The sequence below is a fragment of the Prochlorococcus marinus XMU1406 genome, assembly GCF_017696055.1.
Classification (GTDB): domain Bacteria; phylum Cyanobacteriota; class Cyanobacteriia; order PCC-6307; family Cyanobiaceae; genus Prochlorococcus_A; species Prochlorococcus_A marinus_W.
Genome location: NZ_JAAORG010000003.1, coordinates 13026 through 28873, shown reverse-complemented (window position 1 = coordinate 28873; position 15848 = coordinate 13026). Strand labels below are relative to the sequence as shown.

Genomic DNA, 15848 nt, shown 5'->3' with positions numbered 1-15848 from the left:
CAAGATTGGTTAAGTAAATACTATATTACTAGAAGATGTTTCTTGATAATTTTTCCATAAGTTTTTTCAAATGTTAAAAGCAGGTATTATTGGATTACCAAATGTTGGAAAATCAACTCTATTTAATGCACTTGTAGAAAATGCTAAGGCCCAAGCGGCTAATTTCCCCTTTTGTACTATAGAACCTAATAAAGGCATAGTTTCAGTCCCAGATCAAAGGTTGCAAGAGTTAGGTAATTTAAGTTCTAGCCAAAATATTATCCCAACAAAAATTGAATTTGTAGATATCGCAGGACTAGTAAAAGGAGCTAGTAAAGGCGAAGGTTTGGGAAATAAATTTTTATCAAATATTAGGGAGGTTGATGCAATAGTTCATGTTGTAAGGTGCTTTGAAGATAGTGATGTAATTCATGTTTCTGGCAAGGTAGATCCCTTAGATGACATTGAGATAATTAATCTGGAATTGAATTTAGCTGATTTATCTCAACTCCAAAAAAGAAGAGAAAGAATTAAAAAACAGGTTAGAACTAGTAAAGAGGCAGCAAAAGAAGACACCTTACTAGAAAAAATTGAAGAAGAGCTACAGAAAGGACTTTCAGTTAGATCAATATCTTTGAGTGAAGAAGAAAATTTAATAATTAAGCAACTTGGCTTCCTTACTGCAAAACCAATTATTTACGCAACAAATTTGAATGAAAATGATTTAGCTGAAGGTAATGATTTCTCATCAAAAGTTCAGAGTTTTGCAAGCAATAAAAATACAGAATGTATAAAAATATCAGCGCAAGTCGAATCTGAATTAATAGAGTTAGAACCAGAAGATAAAAAAGACTACCTTATTGGTTTAGGAGTAAAAGAAGGGGGTTTAAGTTCCTTAATTAGATCAACATATAAATTATTGGGATTAAAAACTTATTTCACCACCGGAGAAAAGGAGACAAAAGCATGGACAATAAAAGATGGGATGACTGCGCCACAGGCAGCAGGAGTAATTCATACTGATTTTGAAAAAGGATTTATAAGAGCTCAGACTATTTCGTATCAAAATTTAATTGATTCAGGTTCAATTGCCAATGCAAAAACTAAAGGTCTTTTAAGAAGTGAAGGTAAGGAATATATTGTTAACGAAGGTGATGTAATGGAATTCTTATTTAATGTTTAGTAAGTCTCTTAAGGCTTACTATTTTGCTTTTTGAATTTAAATTCAAAAAATGAAATTAATAAAATTAAGATACATCCTAAGCAACTTCCTATTAACCCAAAAACAATGGTTGTAAAGCCATCATCGTAGCCATATTGTAATTGTGGTAAGTGAGGGGGTATTGGCATTATTTTTCAACAGAATTTTCAATATCTTCCAGTAAATGTTTAGTTGATCTACTAAAACCATTAGTTTTTAAATAGTTTTGAGCCTCTCTAAATTTTTCAGCTACCCTTTTTGCATAAGGAGTATTCATGGAATTTTGAGTCATGTTAAAAATGCGACTCATTTTATAATCTGATTTAGGTAAACCCTTGATAAGTATTCAAAAATACAAGAATATAAAAATAGGATTTTTTACTTACTAAGAAATTTATTGTGAAAAGTTCTTGATTCTCCAAAATAAAGTTTTTTCAAATTAGAAAAATTGACAATGACAAATATATTGCTAATTCTTTTTTTGCTGATTGTTTTTTTTCTACTTTTATTTCTATTATTTGTTGATTCAAAACGAAATAATAAGTCAGCCAAAAAAAAAGCAATTAGTCCAACTTATGTTCCTTTCTTAAAAGAACAAGAATTTAATCCTGATATAAGTACAGATAATTGGGATTTACACAAACTTAGATTAGATAAATTTAGAAGATCACAATATAAGGGATTAACTTTCTTTGTAAGTTCAGAAAATAGAATTTACTATCTTTCTGAAGAAGGGGATAAAGTTTATTGCTAACAGGAAAAATTAATTTTATAAATAGGAAAAGCCCGATAGAAATTAATAATTTTAAATGAAGTATTTATTTTTATTATCAGAAAAATTCTACAGGTTTATTGAATGGGAGCGGAATACCTTAAAAAATCTAAGAAGAACAAAAAGAAAGAATTTTTTTTTAAGAGGATCATTTGCTTTATTTAGTTTATTCTCTATTCTTTTTTTAATATTTTCTCCTCCTATTGCTTTTGGAATATTATTTGGAGAGGGATTGAAATTTAGCATTTTTTTTATTTGGATATGGATTTTAAATTTAAAGTTTTTTTGAAGATTTATAATTTATATACGGAGGTTATTTAAAATAAATAAGATAAATATTTACCTTATGCCAAAAATATTCAAACAAAATAAGTTCGCTTTGTTGGGAGCAAATATATTAATAATTTTACTTTGGGTAACTATATCTTCCTTTTTGATAAATTTATTTCAAAGTGAAAATGCTCCATTTTATATATATAAAATTTCTTTTTTAATCAGATTCCTCCCTCCTGTTTGGGTTACATGGTTCCTATGGATAAAAAGAGGTGGTTTAAAAAGATAAATAACAAAAGCATTTTTATGTATTTACTATAAAAACAAATCAGTTAAAATCTGTGAGCTTACTTGAAATTTTCATGTAAGAATTAGGTGATTGAGAGATTGTTTTTAGCTAAGAAACAATCTCTTTTTTTTATAATTATTTTTTCTCATAAAAAAGTGCTTGTCAGTATCCCTATTGACAAACACTCATGACGATCAATTTTTAAAAAATTAAACAGACAATCTATTATCAATTTCCACTACTCCTGAATCCATAAGACGGCCGATTTTAATAACTAAAGCCATATCTAGCCTTGAAAAATCGGATTGATGGTTGGTTATCCAATCAAGTTCAGAAAGAGTTATAACTCCCAAAGTATTTACTTTAAGAAAAAGTAAGCCTAAGTTTATTTTTAAAAAATTCCTGGGATTATCCAGCCGAATAAGCCATAATTTACAACTAATGCAAATAAGCCCATCATTGCCATTCTTCCATTAGTTCTTTCGGCATATTGCCAATAAGTTGGTTTTGAATTTTCCATTTCTTCTAATTTGTAAAATTGTTAAATAGTAAGTTTTTAAACGAAACCAGGAATTATTTGACCTGTTGTTAGGTATGCTCCAACAGCGGCAATTAATCCAAGCATTGCGAATCTGCCGTTGAGAGTTTCAGCAACAACTTTTTCTTTTTCGATTGTTTTGACTTTTGTGTTTGTGTTTTTCATTTGATTAGAAGATAAATAGTTTAAATTTTCATTTTGAAATTGCTTGGTTAGATAAGCAACGAGAGTGGCTGTAAAGAATACAATTACGGCTAAAAAACCTGAAAGTGGACTCATTAAAAAATGCCAGGAATAATTTGTCCAGTTGAAACATAGGCACCAACTAATGCAACAAGGCCAATCATTGCCCAACGACCATTAACTTTTTCTGCATTTTGTGGGTAGCTATCGTATGAAACAGACTCATCTATGTAAGGACGTGTTTCAGTTGGGAACATGTTCTGTCTGCCGCCTGATTCAGTAGTAACGTTTGAATTAGCCATTGAAGTTATGTAATTGTTAATTAATGTAACACTACTATTAACAAATGTAAAGTATTGGGCGGAAATTAAGTTATTTTCAAGATATTTACTACATAAATGTAGCATAACCGTGACATAAACTTTTAAATAGTTGTTTTTTAGGCTTGCTACGCTTTACAGATTGGCTGGCGCTCTATTAAGAGTTCAATTAGTTAATTAAGTATTTTTTTTTTAATCCTTAGAAAGATATCAATTTGGTAGAAAAAACTACATCATTCTGAAATCTTAATAATTAGTTTTTAGATATATTATATTTCACTTTATTATGGAATTCGCAAAAAAAATCATGACCGAAAAAGCTGAAAAGCTTAATGGTAAAGCCGCAATGCTTGGAATGTTTGCTCTTGTAGGAGCTTATTATTTTACTGGTCAAATTCTTCCAGGAATTTTCTAGTAGAAATCCTTTTTAAATTTTTTTCAGGGCTTTATCAAGCCCTTTTTTACTGTATGAGTATTCTCTTTTTAATTATCTAATAATTCAAATAATTTACTTATTAGAAGCTTTCTTTTAAAAAAAGTTTTATCAATATATTTTTTATTCTCTTCTTTTAAAATTTCCTGACCATTTGAGCCTAATCCTTTAAAGACAAATTCTTTATCTTCTTTAATCCACTTATTTATCATTCCTCCCGTTGTCTCGATATGGAATTGTAATCCGTAAGCAAAATTACCAATCCTAAAAAACTGTTCCTTACAACGTGCACTACTAGCAATGAGTAATGCTTTATTAGGTAATAAAATCCTATCTCCATGCCAATGCAGTACATGAAAAGGGTCTTCAAACAGTGCTTTAAAGTCTTTATTTGAATTATTAATAAAAATTTGAGACCATCCAATTTCTGGTAATGCTTTTGGAGGTGATCCATATTTAAGAATTTCTACATCTCCTCCAGCAGCACTCGCAAGCAACTGAGCCCCTAAGCAAACACCGATTATAGGTCTTTCATTTTCTAATTCTTTTTTTATAAAATCTCTTTCTAACTTGAGCCAGGGATATCTTTCGCTACCAATATCTTTAACTCCCATTGGTCCACCCATAATTAAAATCAAGTCGCCTTTTTTTGTTTGCGGCAGAGCATTTTTATTATCTAAACGAATAATTTCGATTTTCAAATCTCTTTCTTTAGCAAATTGTTCAAAAAGACCTGGCCCCTCTATTTCTAAATGCTGCAAAACTAATACGCGTCTTATTCCCTTCATTCACTTTCCATTATTTCAGCTGATTCAGAACAGACATTAACGCTAAACCACTTCATTGCCGACCAAGTATCTTCTTGGTATGTACCTGCTGCAATACTTACGAAACAATCATTTTCATACCAACTTCGATAACTAGGAGTTACTCCCGTTCCTTTTAATCTATTTTCTAAGCCTTTTCCATATTTTTTAATAACAAGATTTATAGCTTCATTCTCAATTTCTCTTTGCTTTTCATCAGCAAAACCTCCTAATGGGGAAAAAAAAAGAATTGATGCAATAAGTAAACGTATCATTGAGTCTTTATTTTATATGTAGCTAATTTCATATCGATTAATTAATTTTTTAAAATCATCAACTCTATTTTGTCCATTTTTTAATGGTCTTGAGGAGTCAAGAACGGCTGCACAACATAATTGCCAACAAGATTTTTCATCTAGTCCTAATTTCTTGCATATATTTTTTGGAGCTTTGATAACTGTATTTATTTCTGCGATATGTTGAGTAGTTTCCCATAATTCTCCTTCGAGAAAATCAATTTCAATACTTGATAATAATTCTGTAGCAACGTAATCCTTAATTAGCTCAGTTAATTCCACAAATTTTATTGAAACAGAAGAAGTTAAATCATCTCTTAGTATTTGTATAGCAAGATAAAAAAAAAAGGAACTAGTTTGTACCTCATCTTGAATCGCCTATAGATAGTTAAGAAACTACATCATTTCGTATTGATCAAGTTTGGTTTTTAATTTTGTTGCTTGTTTGATTAATGACAAAGCTTCTTTTCTGCCAGTTGTATTGTTAGCCTGTATTAAAAGATCTGCGTATTTCTTTGAGATTTTTTTTTCCATGATTTAGAGTATTTAAATACCGTTTTTGAATCTTTCAACTAGCGAGTCACAACTAGTAGTAGATAAGGAATCAACGGTTAAAACCTCAGAGTCAACAAATTGGAACGGGTTAACTCGTGTTTTTATTTATAATCAATTAATAAAAAAGCTGTTGGTATCTACGATTACATTGTCATCAAACCCTGATTTAATTTATAGCTATTCATGAATGGGATTGAAAATTTTCAGACCATCATTCTCCGCCTTTTGCTTTTCAATCTTATTTAATTTTTTATCATTTAAATAATATTGCATAATAATTTTTATTCTTTTATTCTTATGAGATTTTAGACAATTTAAAGTTTCCTCATATAAAATTGTCAATAAATATTGATTATTTATTTTGACACCGAATTCCATATTTTAGGAAACTCTTAAGCTCATAAAACATAAAGGCTTTTTCTTGGCCGGATCACTTATCCGTAATTATGAGATACTTCTGTCCATCCTTTTTGGTGAAGTTCGTGCCACTTTTCCCAGGCTGAATCTATGTTGAGTTTTTCAGAGGATTTGTACCCTCCAGGTTCTCCAAGGTGATTTGTGTAGAAAAGATGAGTATGAATTTTTAAATTAGGTTTAGGAGTATTTTTGCATTCTTCGAAAAAGATAATTCTGCTGCCTTCGGGATTTAGTAGGCATCCGTTAGGTTTGCTCGTGCTACTACCAAATGAGTACTTAGGCTCCATACTTTACCTTTAATTGACTGGTTGATGATTAATACATTTGTACTATAAATTATATCCTCCTTGTTTTGCTGTCAATCCTTTTAAGGTTAAGTACTTATTTACTAATAATTATTTTGTTTTTTAATAAATAAGATAATTTCTTTAAGCTTATGAATTACAGGGAAGATCTAGAAATCAAACTACAAAAAGTAACACTTGCAATGCAGGAAGTTGTAGATGATATCCATAAAACTGATCCTGAGAAGCAAAGAATAATTTCCAAACTTATTGAATTTAAAAAAGCAATCATTTCAAAGGGAATTGAACTTAACATTGAATTAGAGGCAGCCTAGAAAAATTTGAATATCTCATGAATGTTTAATAACTTTTAGAATAAAGTTATTAACAAAGAAGGGTTATTTATCAAATGCAGCCTGGTACTTTTGAATTATTGATCCTAGTATTTATCTTTTTAGGTCTTCAAGCCTGGTGGATTATCCCTATAGTTATTAAGAATAATAAATTAAATAATAGAGGTAAGGATTTAAGAGAGGAAATTAAGCAATTAGAAAAGTTATACAAAAAATAAATTAGTTTATTATTTTTGCAAACTATCTATTATTAGTGAAACTCAAATATCTAATGAAATTAAGAAAATTTATTCCATTTTGCTTCCTTTTTATTGGGACTTTAGCTTTACTCCAACCTTCTCTAGCTGAAGAAAAGGTTGAAGTTATAACTATTATTCAAAGTTCAAAAGGACTAAGTGGTAAAAATTTTAATTATCTCGAGGGTAAGCCTGAATTAAGACTCTTAAAAGTAAAAATTCCAGTTGGCTTGAAAACTCCAATTCATACTCATCCTTCCCCAATGTTGATTCATGTCACCAGAGGAAGATTAAAGCATGTGAGGGGTGAAGAAATTAATTTCTTTAAAGCGGGTGATGCATTTATAGAGAGTAATAATGGGGGCCCCCACTATGTGAAAAATGTTGGAAAGAAGCCGGCCATACTTCATGTGGGAGTTGTATCAGTAGTTGGAATGCCTACGGCCATAAATAAATAAGATTTTTCTCAAAGTTGTTCTATCAGTATGAAGATTAAACTTTTATGAAGAACAGCTGTAGTGAGATACGCCTCCATAGTTAAAATACTGGCTTGGCTTTAGTCGATTATATTTTTGATCTATTTCTGAGGGTTGTTCTATATATGGATTGCTAAAGACATCCTGTAACTCTTTTATTTTTTTGTAATTTCCTTTTTCAGCTTCTTCATATGCGGGAACGACCATCCATTCGCGCCAAGTATAGACTGGATTAAGGGATTTCATTGATGTCGATTTTGCTTTAATATTTCCCTCTTTCTTCAAGACTGATTGCCAGTTTTCAAGCCATACTTCCCACCTATTATTGAGCTCATCATCAATTGGAAAATAGAAACTGTCTATTAAAGAATCTAAGTTATCAGGTATTTCAGAGAGTTTACGAAACAAAATTGTATAGTCTGCTTTTGAAATGACCATGAGATTAAAAAATTCATTTATTAGAGTTTCGTTGTAATGTTCTAAACCAAGCTTGTTTGCCCACATTTTCATCAATTCCTTATTCATTAATTCAGAAAAGTCTTTTTCGATTTGCTCTAGCTTTTCAAAATCATGTTTGCTTTTTGAGAGTAACGGACTAAGAGAGGAACAAAATGTTTTAAAGTTGATTCCCGCAGCAGAAGGTTGGTTAAAAAATGAAAAATGCTCACCTCCACCTGTCCATGGTTGAAATCTTGGATCAAATAATTCGCAGAATCCAAAGGGTCCATAGTCCAAGGTATAACCTCCAGCAGCACAATTATCACTATTGAAATTACCCTGGCAATAACCAACTCGCATCCAGTTAGTTACAAGAGATATAAGTCTCGATCTATATAAACAAGAAAGTTTTATTACCTTACTTTCAAGTGAAATCTCATTTTCAATTTCATCTTTATAGTTTCTATCAATAAGATGTTGAACTATCATCTTTAGTTCACTAAGAGCTTCATCATGAGCATTATTGCGAACTCGTCTTGCAAAAAGTTCAAGCTGTCCAACTCGTAAAAAAGATGGAGCGACCCTCGTTGTAATAGCCGCTTGATTATCAATCATGATGTCAGGTTCAAAATACTTGGACCCTTTGGAATACCACGGTCTTCTAACTATTTCTGAACGTGAGACATAAAGTGTTAAAGATCTTGAGGTAGGGATTCCCAAGGCATCCATTAATTCCTGTGCTAGAAATTCTCGTACGCTAGACCTTAAGACAGCTCTACCATCTGCTCCACGACAGTAGGGAGTGGGACCTCCTCCTTTAAGTTGCATTTCCATTCTTTTCCCAATGAATAAACCTTCAAAAACAGAAATTGCTCTGCCATCGCCATAACCATTGCCGGTGCCAAAGGGACATTGTTGGGTATATTCAGTACCGTAAATTGATAATGCATAACCTGTTGCCCAACCAACAGGACTCATTGGATAATCAGCAACAGAAATATCACCTGAGAAAAAACGACAAAAATTCTTGTCTCTAGTAAGATCTGAGCTTAGTCCTAATTCTTTAAAAAGTTTCTTGCTATGGGAGATATATTCTGGGTCTGGAATAGCAGTTGGGAGAACTGGTACGTAATGGCCTGAATAAACTGAACGCGGCTTATGATCATTTCCATCTTTTGTTGATTGAGGATCTGCTTTAAGACAATTCATAAAAGAATAGTCAGATAATTGAGAAAATTCAGAAAAATTTTCCGTAAGCTTTTCTTTTAATGAATTAGACTTGGTTGGCATTAAATTTGTAATCTATTTTTGATTGCGTTGTAATTTCTTTAAATTCAACATCTAGATATATCTTATATATTTTCTTATCAGGGATGGTTTCTGCTGTTACTTTTAAAATTTAATATTTACTTAAAAAAAGGTTCCGCCGTAAAATATTATCTAACTTACCCAGCCTTTTAGCAAATCAAAAACACTAATAAATAGTCCAAAACCAATAATTGGGGGCGCAACCCATCTTGTCATGAATTTCAAATAACGTGTCGTTTTGATTCCAACTTTTGAATCACTAAGTTCTTCATTAAATTTTCCAGGGACTACCCATCCCATAAAGAAAGTAACCAAGAATCCACCAAAGATCAGTAATACGCCACCAAAAATCGAATCAACTGTTCCAAGAATATTTAAATTTAATGCAGAAGGGATACCTGTTAAGAATAGGAAAAGAGTTATCAACCAAACCGATTTTTCTCTTTTAAAGCCGAATTTATCCATTAATGAGGAAACTGGAACCTCCAATAATGAAACAGATGAAGTTATGGCTGCGATATAAGCTAGTGCAAAAAATGCAACAGCTACAATTCTTCCTGCTGCACCATATGAACCTAGACCTGTTGGAATTGAGATAAATAAAGCACCAACAGTGGATTCAGAAATAGCGTCACTTAAACCGAATGTTAAAACTATTGGGAAAGTTATAAATCCAGCCATTAGTCCAACCAAAGTATCTAATGATGCAACTCCAACACTTAGTTTTGGAAGATTACTTTTTTTATTTAAATAGGATGCGTAGGTAACCATAATTCCAATCCCTAAGCTTAGTGAAAAGAATGCTTGTGTAAAAGCGTTTCTTATTGTTTGAGGATTTCTCAATTCATTAAAATCAAACTTAAGTAGAAATGTTTTATATCCTTCCCATGCACCTGAAAGTGAAGTAGCCCAAATAGCAAGAATCACAATAATTATGAATAGGATTGGCATGAAATATCTAGTAACCTTTTCTATCCCCTTTTTTATGCCTGATGAAACTATTATTGCTGTAAGTACAAGACTTAATAGGTGGCCCAACAAGACACTGCTGCCACTACTAATTGAGCCAAAGAAGGTTTCTGCTTCAGTTAAATTCTTTGGTAATCCAAAAAATAAAGAATGGAACAAGGTATCTGCAGTCCATCCCATTATCACTGAATAATATGATGCTATTCCTAGAGGAGCTATGAAGAAAAGAATTCCTAATGGATACCAATTCTTACCAGCCAGCTTAACAGGAGCAAGCAATGTGCTTGACATTGCGTTTCTTCCTAGAGCCATTTCAGCAACAAATACCGGAAGACATACAATTAAAACGATTAATATATATAAAAGTACAAACGCCGCACCTCCACCTTGAGATGCTCTGTAAGCAAAACCCCAAAGGTTGCCTAGACCTACTGCACTACCAGCAGCTGCGAGAATGAATCCTAGCTTACTAGTCCATTCTTCTCTCTGAGAAATTTTTGAGTCCAAAATTAAAATCGTTTTTTATAGTTGATTTATAACTCATAAATAAAAATTAGTTAACACTTTGCTTAATAAAAACTAATTTTTTTAGATTAATTTTTTTGATAAAGATTTAGAATTAAAAAACTTTAATTATTCTTATCAATACTGAAACGACTATTTTAGATTTTTAACTAAGTAATACCTATGAGGAGTATGAATCACATATGAATACAAAAAAACAGAAGACAATGTTTAAAGAAATGGGAGTTAAAACATTTTATATTGGTAAATCATTAGATGATCCTCAAAGGGCGACTGTAATTTTTCAAGGACCAGAAAATGTTTTATATGATATTTTTATGAATCCTGAAACAAAACCTATAGTTGAAGCTTCAGGACATATTTCCGCGGGGACAAAAATCACTCGCTGGATTTCTTAAAAAATAATTCTTTTTATGAATTACCAACTTTTAATTGAATCATATTCTCTTGGGTCATGCCTTTCTGAGCAAGAAATAGAACTCTTAAGTCTGGAACTTGAAACTCAAATCATGAACATTAATATATCAACAGAATTTGGATTTTTAAAATCTGCTCCCTCTCATATTTGCGAAGGTCTTAATTTAAAAAAAGATACTTATTGGATAATGTGCCTTGCTGAAATATTAGATTTAAATAAGCCCCCACAATTTGGGAAAACGAAAAGTGTGGAGGTTTTCGATTTACTTCTTGAAAAAGGACTTGTTATTGGCTAAATAATTATTTTTTTGATTATTAAAAATGAATTTTTTTTTCTTTATGCTGATAGGATTGGTTTTAGGTCAGCAAAAAAAATGGAAGATTCTGGGCGAGTGATATTGGAAAATCTTATTAAGCTAACTAGATCAAGTGAAAATAAATTTAAACGAGGAAATTTTAAAGGCGCTTTAGACGACAAAATTAAAGCTAATGCAATATTGAAATCTAAATTTTGTGATGAAAAAATGATTCAAGAATATAGAAAAGAATTATCTAATTTGTATTGCTCAAAATTTGATCTTATATTCGATCATAAACTGAAAATTAATGAAATAAAGATAAATGAAATAGTTCAAATGTTGGAACGTAAAAGTCAGGAAAAATTAAAAAATCTTGATTATAGAGGCGCAATAAAAGCATTAAGAAGGGCAGAAAAATATATATCAAATTAAAAACAATCCAAACTACCTTGAGTTTTAAGAAGTTTTGCTTATTGTGTTTTTTTTAGCTCAGTTTAAAGTTGAAATGCTTAAGTAATAATTTATGCAAAAACAAAATAAAAAGAAAATAAAAAGTTTTGATAAAAAGGAATTAGATGTTTTAGATAGGTTTTTGAGGATCTTATGGAGAAAAGAGGTTGAATACAAAATAAATATCTGATTAAAGCATATTTGAAGGAAAAATCTTATGAAAGTTCGAATAGGATTACTAATTATTCTGTTTATTTTTAACGCATTATCTCATTTTGCGTTTAAAAAAAGAGTATTAAAAAATAAGTTTAGAAGGGCTCAAAAATTAAATTAAATCATTTGATTAAAGACATGAATTTAACAAAAGGAATACAAAAAAGTTTAGGTCCAGGAATTTTGCTAGCTGGAGCGGCTATTGGGGGTTCTCATTTATTGTCATCAACTACTGCTGGTGCAAGGTTTGGATTTTCATTAGTTGGCCTAATCCTTCTTACTAATCTTTTAAAATATCCATTCTTGTTAGTTGGGACTAGATTTACAGCATCTACTGGTAAATCATTATTAGAAGGTTTCAAAGAGCAGAATTCTTTATATCTTCCTTTATTTCTAATAGTTAGTCTAATTACAGGTACTTTCACAATAGCGGCTGTAAGTTTTGTCTCTGGTGTCCTTTTAACTAATATTCCCTTTTTCTCAGCTTTCCCAGCCATGGATTTGTCTATAGGAATCCTAATTGTTTCTGGAATGATATTAATTCTTGGTAAATATAAAGCCCTTGATAGGATTTCAAAAATTTTAGTATCTGGCCTAACTTTTTTAACATTATTTGCAGTTTTATCGCTTTTATTAAAAGGTTCAATAAATGAGTCTCTAAATATGAGTTTTTTTGAACCAGAAATCAGCCCATGGAAGTTAACAAATTTAGCTTTTTTGATCCCCCTAATGGGATGGATGCCTTGTCCAGTAGAGTTATGTGTTTGGCCTTCTTTATGGATGTTTTCTCGAGCTAAAGATTCAAATTATAAACCAAATATTAGTGAAGCAGAATTTGATTTTAATCTCGGTTACGTAATAACTGTTGTTACTGCTATTTTCTTCCTTACTCTTGGAGCCATAACAATGTATGGTACCGGCGATGGAATGCTTTCCGGAAGTGGAGTCTCCTTTGCTCAAAAATTAATACTCCTTTACACTAAATCCATTGGCAATTGGGCTAAATGGATCATTATACCTGCAGCATTTGCCGCAATGTTTAGTACCACAATTACTTGTCTAGATGCATATCCAAGAAGTATTTCTGCTATTCAAGGTTTATTGAGAGGAACTGATTTTGGACATATGGATTCCAAGGCAGAACGAAATAGATTTCAACTGTGGATGATTGTACATATATTTGCATCATTAATAGCTTTGCTGATTGCAAGGTCTGGAGGTATAGGGGTAAAAGATTTTGTATTTGCTGCAATGACGGGAAGTTTTCTAACCGCACCTTTATTTGCATGGATGGCAATGGATACTATAAATAGCAAATTAGTCCCAATTAAAAATAGATATGGAATATTTTTAAAAACAATAAGTTGGATAGGATTAATTTTCTTAACATTATTTAGTTTGTTATTTATTGCAAATTCATTCTTTGGGATTGGGATTTATTAATTTGAAAATAAAAATAATTAAAGGGTTGATTTTTCTTCAGAATTCGTTTTTCTAGAAATGTATTATTTTTGCTACTAATTATGGTTATGCCTCAATCTACTTTAGAGAGCTTATTATTTTTCTTAATACTTTCTCTTGTTGCTACATACATTGTGAATTTAAAGTATTCTTCAAAGTTAAAAATACAAAAGTAGAATAAATATAAATATATATATATTAATCTTTTTTTCTTAATTGCTTTTATTTGCTTGGATCACTCCAGGTTTCTTGGTATAACCAACTCAAAAAAGTAAGAGTAAGTATATTTCCAAATGCATAAAGTATTGCTAATAATGGGTTATAAATATTGGCAATAATCGTCGACATTATAAAGATTATTAACCCTGAAACAACCAAATCTTGAATAGGCAAATGGTTAAAATTTACCGAATTTATCATTTATAATTGTTCTAAATAAATTAATTTAATTATAAAACCAAAAAGTAACTTATTTATTAATAGGGAAATATCATCTAAGATATGAATATTTTTAGAATTGCTAAAGTAATTATAGTTTTTTCATCATTATCGTATTTGAGTTTTACTTTTTTAAGAAACTATAATTCACCAGAAAATATAGAAAAAAGATGTATTCTTAAATTTGAAAAAGATTTTAAAAATAATTTGGAAACATCTCATGAAGAATGGAATCAGATTTTAGATTTAGCTGATAACAATTATTTAAAATGTATGGGAATTCCTCAGGATTAATTATGGGAGAGGCAAAGAGAAGAAAAAATTTAGGTATTCCGCCTAGAGAAAAAACTGAAGATATAAAGTTGCCTCAACTTGATAAAAAAGACATACAACAAAAAGTTAGGTCTACATTATATAAATATCCAATTATTCCTTTTCTTTTTTATGGAGCTGCAATATTGATCTTAATTGGAGGTTTATTTTATGTTTTCAAATCTTTTAATATTGCTTAATTATGATGGTTCTTAATTTTGATATTTATGAATCTTTTGGATCATCAATTAAAAAAACTTTAAGGACAATAAATCAGAAATTTTTATTCTGCAAAAAAAATCAAATAAATAATATATGAGACTTATTTACGATTGACACCATCTTATTGTGCTGTAATTTTGGATTAAAATTAAAACTATTTATGAAAAACATAAATAAAAAATATGCTGAAATAATGCACCAAGCTGATAATGCGGTTGGAAGAAAAGAAGTAGTTAGTTTATTAAAAAAAGCTGCAATGATTAAGTCTGAATCAGAGGAAAACTTAGCTGCTTAAATTAGAAATCTATTTTATTAGGATAAATAAAACACCATAAAGAATAATAGATGAGGATGCAGCCATAAAGATAAATGGTAGTATCATGCCTGAGTTTAACCATCTAAAAAGTCTAATTCTTTTGTTAATTATTCTTGCCATTTTTCCTGAATCTCTTATTTGCAAATTAACAAGTAAATAAATGGTGTAAATGGTTAATTAATCTTTTTAAATATCATTCTTTAACTATTTTGAAATTAAATTCTTTAAAGAAAAATATTTTAATTTCATCCAAATTTTTTATTTTAAAAGAAATTTTTAGGTAATTAATACCTTGTATTCTTGAAATTTCTCATGCAAGATTTAGAAACATTAGATTTTTAAATAATGATTGAGAATTTCAAAGAGAGCAATGAAGAATTTAAAGATTATGATTCCGAATTGTTGCTTAAGATTATAAATAAGACATCAGTTGAGATAAACAAAAGTGATGATAAAGAACTATTCGTAGATGAAAATTGGAAAATTAATTCAAAAAATATGGAAAATGAAATTTCTTCAGATAATTCAAATTTGAAGAAAATATTATCAGATATATTCCCAAATAAAAAAATAGTTATTCAGAATAAAAATGATGGTTCTCAGACTATTTTCTTATCCTAATAATGTACTTAAAATTAAAATATTTTTTTTCAATTTATATATTCTTTATTTTTGAGAAAATAATTAGTAAAAATTACTCTCGCGTTATTTTTTAGGAGGTGTTATTGTTCATTTCCCTTCATCCAAGTTTATAATTCTGGACACAAGTCATGGGAATAGGGAACAGGATTCTCATTAACTGCACAAGACCATGAATAACCTCTTACAAATAAGAGAAAAAATCAAAAGAGCCAATAGGCTTCACAAAGTCCAACTTTTGGCAAATAAAAATGGAGAAGTAATTCCATACAGAAGATCCGTCTTTGAAGAAAGAATCAGGTAAACACAAAAAGGAATGAAATTGAAAGACTAAAAAATTTAAATTCTTATTTGGAACTGATTAAAAAAAGAGGGATTAATTCCTCTTTTTTTAATCAAGAAATAAAATATATTTCTTTTGCCAATTCTC

General features: G+C 30.1%; 27 protein-coding genes and 2 pseudogenes. 16 read left to right on the top strand and 13 right to left on the bottom strand.

Features of this window, described 5'->3' with window-relative positions:
* Nucleotides 1-70: 70 nt before the first annotated feature.
* On the top strand, nt 71-1162 hold the full coding sequence (ychF, locus tag HA149_RS06495) for a redox-regulated ATPase YchF (protein WP_209114145.1): 1092 nt from the start codon (nt 71-73) through the stop codon (nt 1160-1162).
* Nucleotides 1163-1328: 166 nt separating this feature from the next.
* On the opposite strand, the gene HA149_RS06490 is transcribed toward ychF, so the two are convergent.
* The gene (locus tag HA149_RS06490) at nt 1329-1490 is read right to left on the bottom strand and encodes a hypothetical protein (RefSeq protein WP_011818736.1); all 162 of its coding nucleotides are present in this window, start codon (nt 1488-1490) and stop codon (nt 1329-1331) included.
* A 144-nt stretch (nt 1491-1634) separates the two neighbouring features.
* On the opposite strand from HA149_RS06490, the gene HA149_RS06485 reads away from it, so the two are divergent.
* Entirely contained in the window at nt 1635-1934 is a 300-nt protein-coding gene (locus HA149_RS06485; RefSeq protein ID WP_209114143.1) for a cytochrome B, read from the top strand.
* Nucleotides 1935-2298: 364 nt separating this feature from the next.
* Nucleotides 2299-2514 carry a hypothetical protein gene (locus HA149_RS06480; RefSeq protein ID WP_209114141.1) on the top strand — a complete coding sequence of 72 codons (216 nt, stop codon included), beginning with the start codon at nt 2299-2301 and terminating at the stop codon, nt 2512-2514.
* 209 nt (nt 2515-2723) lie between these two features.
* Here the strand turns inward: HA149_RS06480 and HA149_RS06475 are convergent, their stop codons facing one another.
* The 4 genes and pseudogenes from HA149_RS06475 to HA149_RS06460 form a co-directional block, all read right to left on the bottom strand.
* Nucleotides 2724-2903 (bottom strand): hypothetical protein, encoded by a 180-nt coding sequence (locus HA149_RS06475; RefSeq protein ID WP_209115326.1) that lies wholly within the window; start codon nt 2901-2903, stop codon nt 2724-2726.
* A 2-nt stretch (nt 2904-2905) separates the two neighbouring features.
* Nucleotides 2906-3016, bottom strand: a pseudogene (locus tag HA149_RS06470) (high light inducible protein); the annotation flags it as partial.
* 54 nt (nt 3017-3070) lie between these two features.
* A complete protein-coding gene (locus tag HA149_RS06465) occupies nt 3071-3331 on the bottom strand; it encodes a chlorophyll a/b-binding protein (RefSeq protein ID WP_209114137.1) in 261 nt (86 codons plus the stop codon).
* Nucleotides 3331-3537 (bottom strand): high light inducible protein, encoded by a 207-nt coding sequence (locus HA149_RS06460; RefSeq protein ID WP_011376777.1) that lies wholly within the window; start codon nt 3535-3537, stop codon nt 3331-3333. The genes HA149_RS06465 and HA149_RS06460 overlap by 1 nt, the downstream gene beginning before the upstream one ends.
* A 304-nt stretch (nt 3538-3841) precedes the next feature.
* Here HA149_RS06460 and HA149_RS06455 point away from each other — a divergent pair, with 304 nt between their 5' ends.
* Entirely contained in the window at nt 3842-3970 is a 129-nt protein-coding gene (locus HA149_RS06455) for a high light inducible protein (RefSeq protein ID WP_011863249.1), read from the top strand.
* Between the two features lie 68 nt (nt 3971-4038).
* On the opposite strand, the gene HA149_RS06450 is transcribed toward HA149_RS06455, so the two are convergent.
* The 5 genes from HA149_RS06450 to HA149_RS06430 all read right to left on the bottom strand — a co-directional run bounded on the left by HA149_RS06450 (nt 4039) and on the right by HA149_RS06430 (nt 6349).
* The gene (locus HA149_RS06450; protein WP_209114135.1) at nt 4039-4776 is read right to left on the bottom strand and encodes a type 1 glutamine amidotransferase; all 738 of its coding nucleotides are present in this window, start codon (nt 4774-4776) and stop codon (nt 4039-4041) included.
* Complete coding sequence (locus HA149_RS06445; RefSeq protein WP_209114133.1) at nt 4773-5069, bottom strand: heat-labile enterotoxin alpha chain; 297 nt, start codon at nt 5067-5069, stop codon at nt 4773-4775. Before HA149_RS06445 ends, HA149_RS06450 begins: the two co-directional genes overlap by 4 nt.
* A 12-nt stretch (nt 5070-5081) precedes the next feature.
* A complete protein-coding gene (locus HA149_RS06440) occupies nt 5082-5372 on the bottom strand; it encodes a hypothetical protein (RefSeq protein WP_025893452.1) in 291 nt (96 codons plus the stop codon).
* Nucleotides 5373-5486: 114 nt separating this feature from the next.
* Complete coding sequence (locus HA149_RS06435) at nt 5487-5624, bottom strand: hypothetical protein (RefSeq protein WP_209114131.1); 138 nt, start codon at nt 5622-5624, stop codon at nt 5487-5489.
* A 455-nt stretch (nt 5625-6079) separates the two neighbouring features.
* Complete coding sequence (locus HA149_RS06430; protein WP_209114129.1) at nt 6080-6349, bottom strand: DUF1651 domain-containing protein; 270 nt, start codon at nt 6347-6349, stop codon at nt 6080-6082.
* Nucleotides 6350-6498: 149 nt separating this feature from the next.
* On the opposite strand from HA149_RS06430, the gene HA149_RS06425 reads away from it, so the two are divergent.
* The 3 genes from HA149_RS06425 (at nt 6499) to HA149_RS06415 (ending at nt 7393) form a co-directional block, all read left to right on the top strand.
* A complete protein-coding gene (locus HA149_RS06425) occupies nt 6499-6681 on the top strand; it encodes a hypothetical protein (RefSeq protein ID WP_209114127.1) in 183 nt (60 codons plus the stop codon).
* Between the two features lie 74 nt (nt 6682-6755).
* Complete coding sequence (locus tag HA149_RS06420) at nt 6756-6917, top strand: hypothetical protein (RefSeq protein WP_187151046.1); 162 nt, start codon at nt 6756-6758, stop codon at nt 6915-6917.
* Nucleotides 6918-6970: 53 nt separating this feature from the next.
* The gene (locus tag HA149_RS06415; protein WP_209114125.1) at nt 6971-7393 is read left to right on the top strand and encodes a cupin domain-containing protein; all 423 of its coding nucleotides are present in this window, start codon (nt 6971-6973) and stop codon (nt 7391-7393) included.
* Between the two features lie 42 nt (nt 7394-7435).
* On the opposite strand, the gene HA149_RS06410 is transcribed toward HA149_RS06415, so the two are convergent.
* Both HA149_RS06410 and HA149_RS06405 read right to left on the bottom strand, forming a co-directional pair.
* The gene (locus HA149_RS06410) at nt 7436-9139 is read right to left on the bottom strand and encodes a protein adenylyltransferase SelO family protein (protein ID WP_209114122.1); all 1704 of its coding nucleotides are present in this window, start codon (nt 9137-9139) and stop codon (nt 7436-7438) included.
* 150 nt (nt 9140-9289) lie between these two features.
* Nucleotides 9290-10633 (bottom strand): sodium-dependent transporter, encoded by a 1344-nt coding sequence (locus tag HA149_RS06405; RefSeq protein ID WP_209114121.1) that lies wholly within the window; start codon nt 10631-10633, stop codon nt 9290-9292.
* Between the two features lie 134 nt (nt 10634-10767).
* On the opposite strand from HA149_RS06405, the pseudogene HA149_RS06400 reads away from it, so the two are divergent.
* From HA149_RS06400 to HA149_RS06385, 4 genes and pseudogenes are all read left to right on the top strand, one after another.
* Nucleotides 10768-11049: pseudogene (locus HA149_RS06400) on the top strand (DUF3764 family protein).
* 15 nt (nt 11050-11064) lie between these two features.
* On the top strand, nt 11065-11364 hold the full coding sequence (locus tag HA149_RS06395) for a hypothetical protein (RefSeq protein WP_209114119.1): 300 nt from the start codon (nt 11065-11067) through the stop codon (nt 11362-11364).
* Between the two features lie 78 nt (nt 11365-11442).
* Nucleotides 11443-11799, top strand: a complete 357-nt coding sequence (locus HA149_RS06390) for a hypothetical protein (RefSeq protein WP_209114117.1) — start codon at nt 11443-11445, stop codon at nt 11797-11799.
* Between the two features lie 369 nt (nt 11800-12168).
* The gene (locus HA149_RS06385; protein ID WP_209114115.1) at nt 12169-13473 is read left to right on the top strand and encodes an NRAMP family divalent metal transporter; all 1305 of its coding nucleotides are present in this window, start codon (nt 12169-12171) and stop codon (nt 13471-13473) included.
* A gap of 240 nt (nt 13474-13713) precedes the next feature.
* Here HA149_RS06385 and HA149_RS06380 read toward each other — a convergent pair whose 3' ends face one another.
* The gene (locus tag HA149_RS06380) at nt 13714-13911 is read right to left on the bottom strand and encodes a hypothetical protein (protein ID WP_209114113.1); all 198 of its coding nucleotides are present in this window, start codon (nt 13909-13911) and stop codon (nt 13714-13716) included.
* Nucleotides 13912-13992: 81 nt separating this feature from the next.
* On the opposite strand from HA149_RS06380, the gene HA149_RS06375 reads away from it, so the two are divergent.
* From HA149_RS06375 to HA149_RS09595, 5 genes are all read left to right on the top strand, one after another.
* Nucleotides 13993-14223, top strand: coding sequence for a hypothetical protein (locus HA149_RS06375; RefSeq protein WP_209114111.1), 231 nt, complete (start codon nt 13993-13995; stop codon nt 14221-14223).
* Nucleotides 14199-14441 (top strand): hypothetical protein, encoded by a 243-nt coding sequence (locus tag HA149_RS06370; RefSeq protein ID WP_432421770.1) that lies wholly within the window; start codon nt 14199-14201, stop codon nt 14439-14441. The genes HA149_RS06375 and HA149_RS06370 overlap by 25 nt, the downstream gene beginning before the upstream one ends.
* Before the next feature lie 182 nt (nt 14442-14623).
* A complete protein-coding gene (locus HA149_RS09600) occupies nt 14624-14758 on the top strand; it encodes a hypothetical protein (protein WP_280634149.1) in 135 nt (44 codons plus the stop codon).
* Between the two features lie 366 nt (nt 14759-15124).
* Nucleotides 15125-15400, top strand: a complete 276-nt coding sequence (locus tag HA149_RS06365) for a hypothetical protein (RefSeq protein ID WP_209114109.1) — start codon at nt 15125-15127, stop codon at nt 15398-15400.
* A gap of 190 nt (nt 15401-15590) precedes the next feature.
* Nucleotides 15591-15722 carry a hypothetical protein gene (locus tag HA149_RS09595; protein WP_280634147.1) on the top strand — a complete coding sequence of 44 codons (132 nt, stop codon included), beginning with the start codon at nt 15591-15593 and terminating at the stop codon, nt 15720-15722.
* Nucleotides 15723-15848 lie beyond the last annotated feature (126 nt).

Excerpts from the sequence above, each read along its gene's own strand:
- HA149_RS06365 (WP_209114109.1), top strand. The coding sequence starts at position 15,125 with ATGATTGAGAATTTCAAAGAGAGCAATGAAGAATTTAAAGATTATGAT.
- HA149_RS06485 (WP_209114143.1), top strand. The coding sequence starts at position 1,635 with ATGACAAATATATTGCTAATTCTTTTTTTGCTGATTGTTTTTTTTCTA.
- HA149_RS06385 (WP_209114115.1), top strand. The coding sequence starts at position 12,169 with ATGAATTTAACAAAAGGAATACAAAAAAGTTTAGGTCCAGGAATTTTG.
- HA149_RS06430 (WP_209114129.1), bottom strand. The coding sequence starts at position 6,349 with ATGGAGCCTAAGTACTCATTTGGTAGTAGCACGAGCAAACCTAACGGA.
- HA149_RS06465 (WP_209114137.1), bottom strand. The coding sequence starts at position 3,331 with ATGAGTCCACTTTCAGGTTTTTTAGCCGTAATTGTATTCTTTACAGCC.
- HA149_RS06420 (WP_187151046.1), top strand. The coding sequence starts at position 6,756 with ATGCAGCCTGGTACTTTTGAATTATTGATCCTAGTATTTATCTTTTTA.
- HA149_RS09595 (WP_280634147.1), top strand. The coding sequence starts at position 15,591 with ATGAATAACCTCTTACAAATAAGAGAAAAAATCAAAAGAGCCAATAGG.
- ychF (WP_209114145.1), top strand. The coding sequence starts at position 71 with ATGTTAAAAGCAGGTATTATTGGATTACCAAATGTTGGAAAATCAACT.
- HA149_RS06435 (WP_209114131.1), bottom strand. The coding sequence starts at position 5,624 with ATGGAAAAAAAAATCTCAAAGAAATACGCAGATCTTTTAATACAGGCT.
- HA149_RS06455 (WP_011863249.1), top strand. The coding sequence starts at position 3,842 with ATGGAATTCGCAAAAAAAATCATGACCGAAAAAGCTGAAAAGCTTAAT.
- HA149_RS06480 (WP_209114141.1), top strand. The coding sequence starts at position 2,299 with ATGCCAAAAATATTCAAACAAAATAAGTTCGCTTTGTTGGGAGCAAAT.
- HA149_RS06445 (WP_209114133.1), bottom strand. The coding sequence starts at position 5,069 with ATGATACGTTTACTTATTGCATCAATTCTTTTTTTTTCCCCATTAGGA.
- HA149_RS06490 (WP_011818736.1), bottom strand. The coding sequence starts at position 1,490 with ATGAGTCGCATTTTTAACATGACTCAAAATTCCATGAATACTCCTTAT.
- HA149_RS06375 (WP_209114111.1), top strand. The coding sequence starts at position 13,993 with ATGAATATTTTTAGAATTGCTAAAGTAATTATAGTTTTTTCATCATTA.
- HA149_RS06390 (WP_209114117.1), top strand. The coding sequence starts at position 11,443 with ATGGAAGATTCTGGGCGAGTGATATTGGAAAATCTTATTAAGCTAACT.
- HA149_RS06395 (WP_209114119.1), top strand. The coding sequence starts at position 11,065 with ATGAATTACCAACTTTTAATTGAATCATATTCTCTTGGGTCATGCCTT.
- HA149_RS06370 (WP_432421770.1), top strand. The coding sequence starts at position 14,199 with ATGTATGGGAATTCCTCAGGATTAATTATGGGAGAGGCAAAGAGAAGA.
- HA149_RS06425 (WP_209114127.1), top strand. The coding sequence starts at position 6,499 with ATGAATTACAGGGAAGATCTAGAAATCAAACTACAAAAAGTAACACTT.
- HA149_RS06415 (WP_209114125.1), top strand. The coding sequence starts at position 6,971 with ATGAAATTAAGAAAATTTATTCCATTTTGCTTCCTTTTTATTGGGACT.
- HA149_RS06460 (WP_011376777.1), bottom strand. The coding sequence starts at position 3,537 with ATGGCTAATTCAAACGTTACTACTGAATCAGGCGGCAGACAGAACATG.
- HA149_RS06380 (WP_209114113.1), bottom strand. The coding sequence starts at position 13,911 with ATGATAAATTCGGTAAATTTTAACCATTTGCCTATTCAAGATTTGGTT.
- HA149_RS06410 (WP_209114122.1), bottom strand. The coding sequence starts at position 9,139 with ATGCCAACCAAGTCTAATTCATTAAAAGAAAAGCTTACGGAAAATTTT.
- HA149_RS06450 (WP_209114135.1), bottom strand. The coding sequence starts at position 4,776 with ATGAAGGGAATAAGACGCGTATTAGTTTTGCAGCATTTAGAAATAGAG.
- HA149_RS09600 (WP_280634149.1), top strand. The coding sequence starts at position 14,624 with ATGAAAAACATAAATAAAAAATATGCTGAAATAATGCACCAAGCTGAT.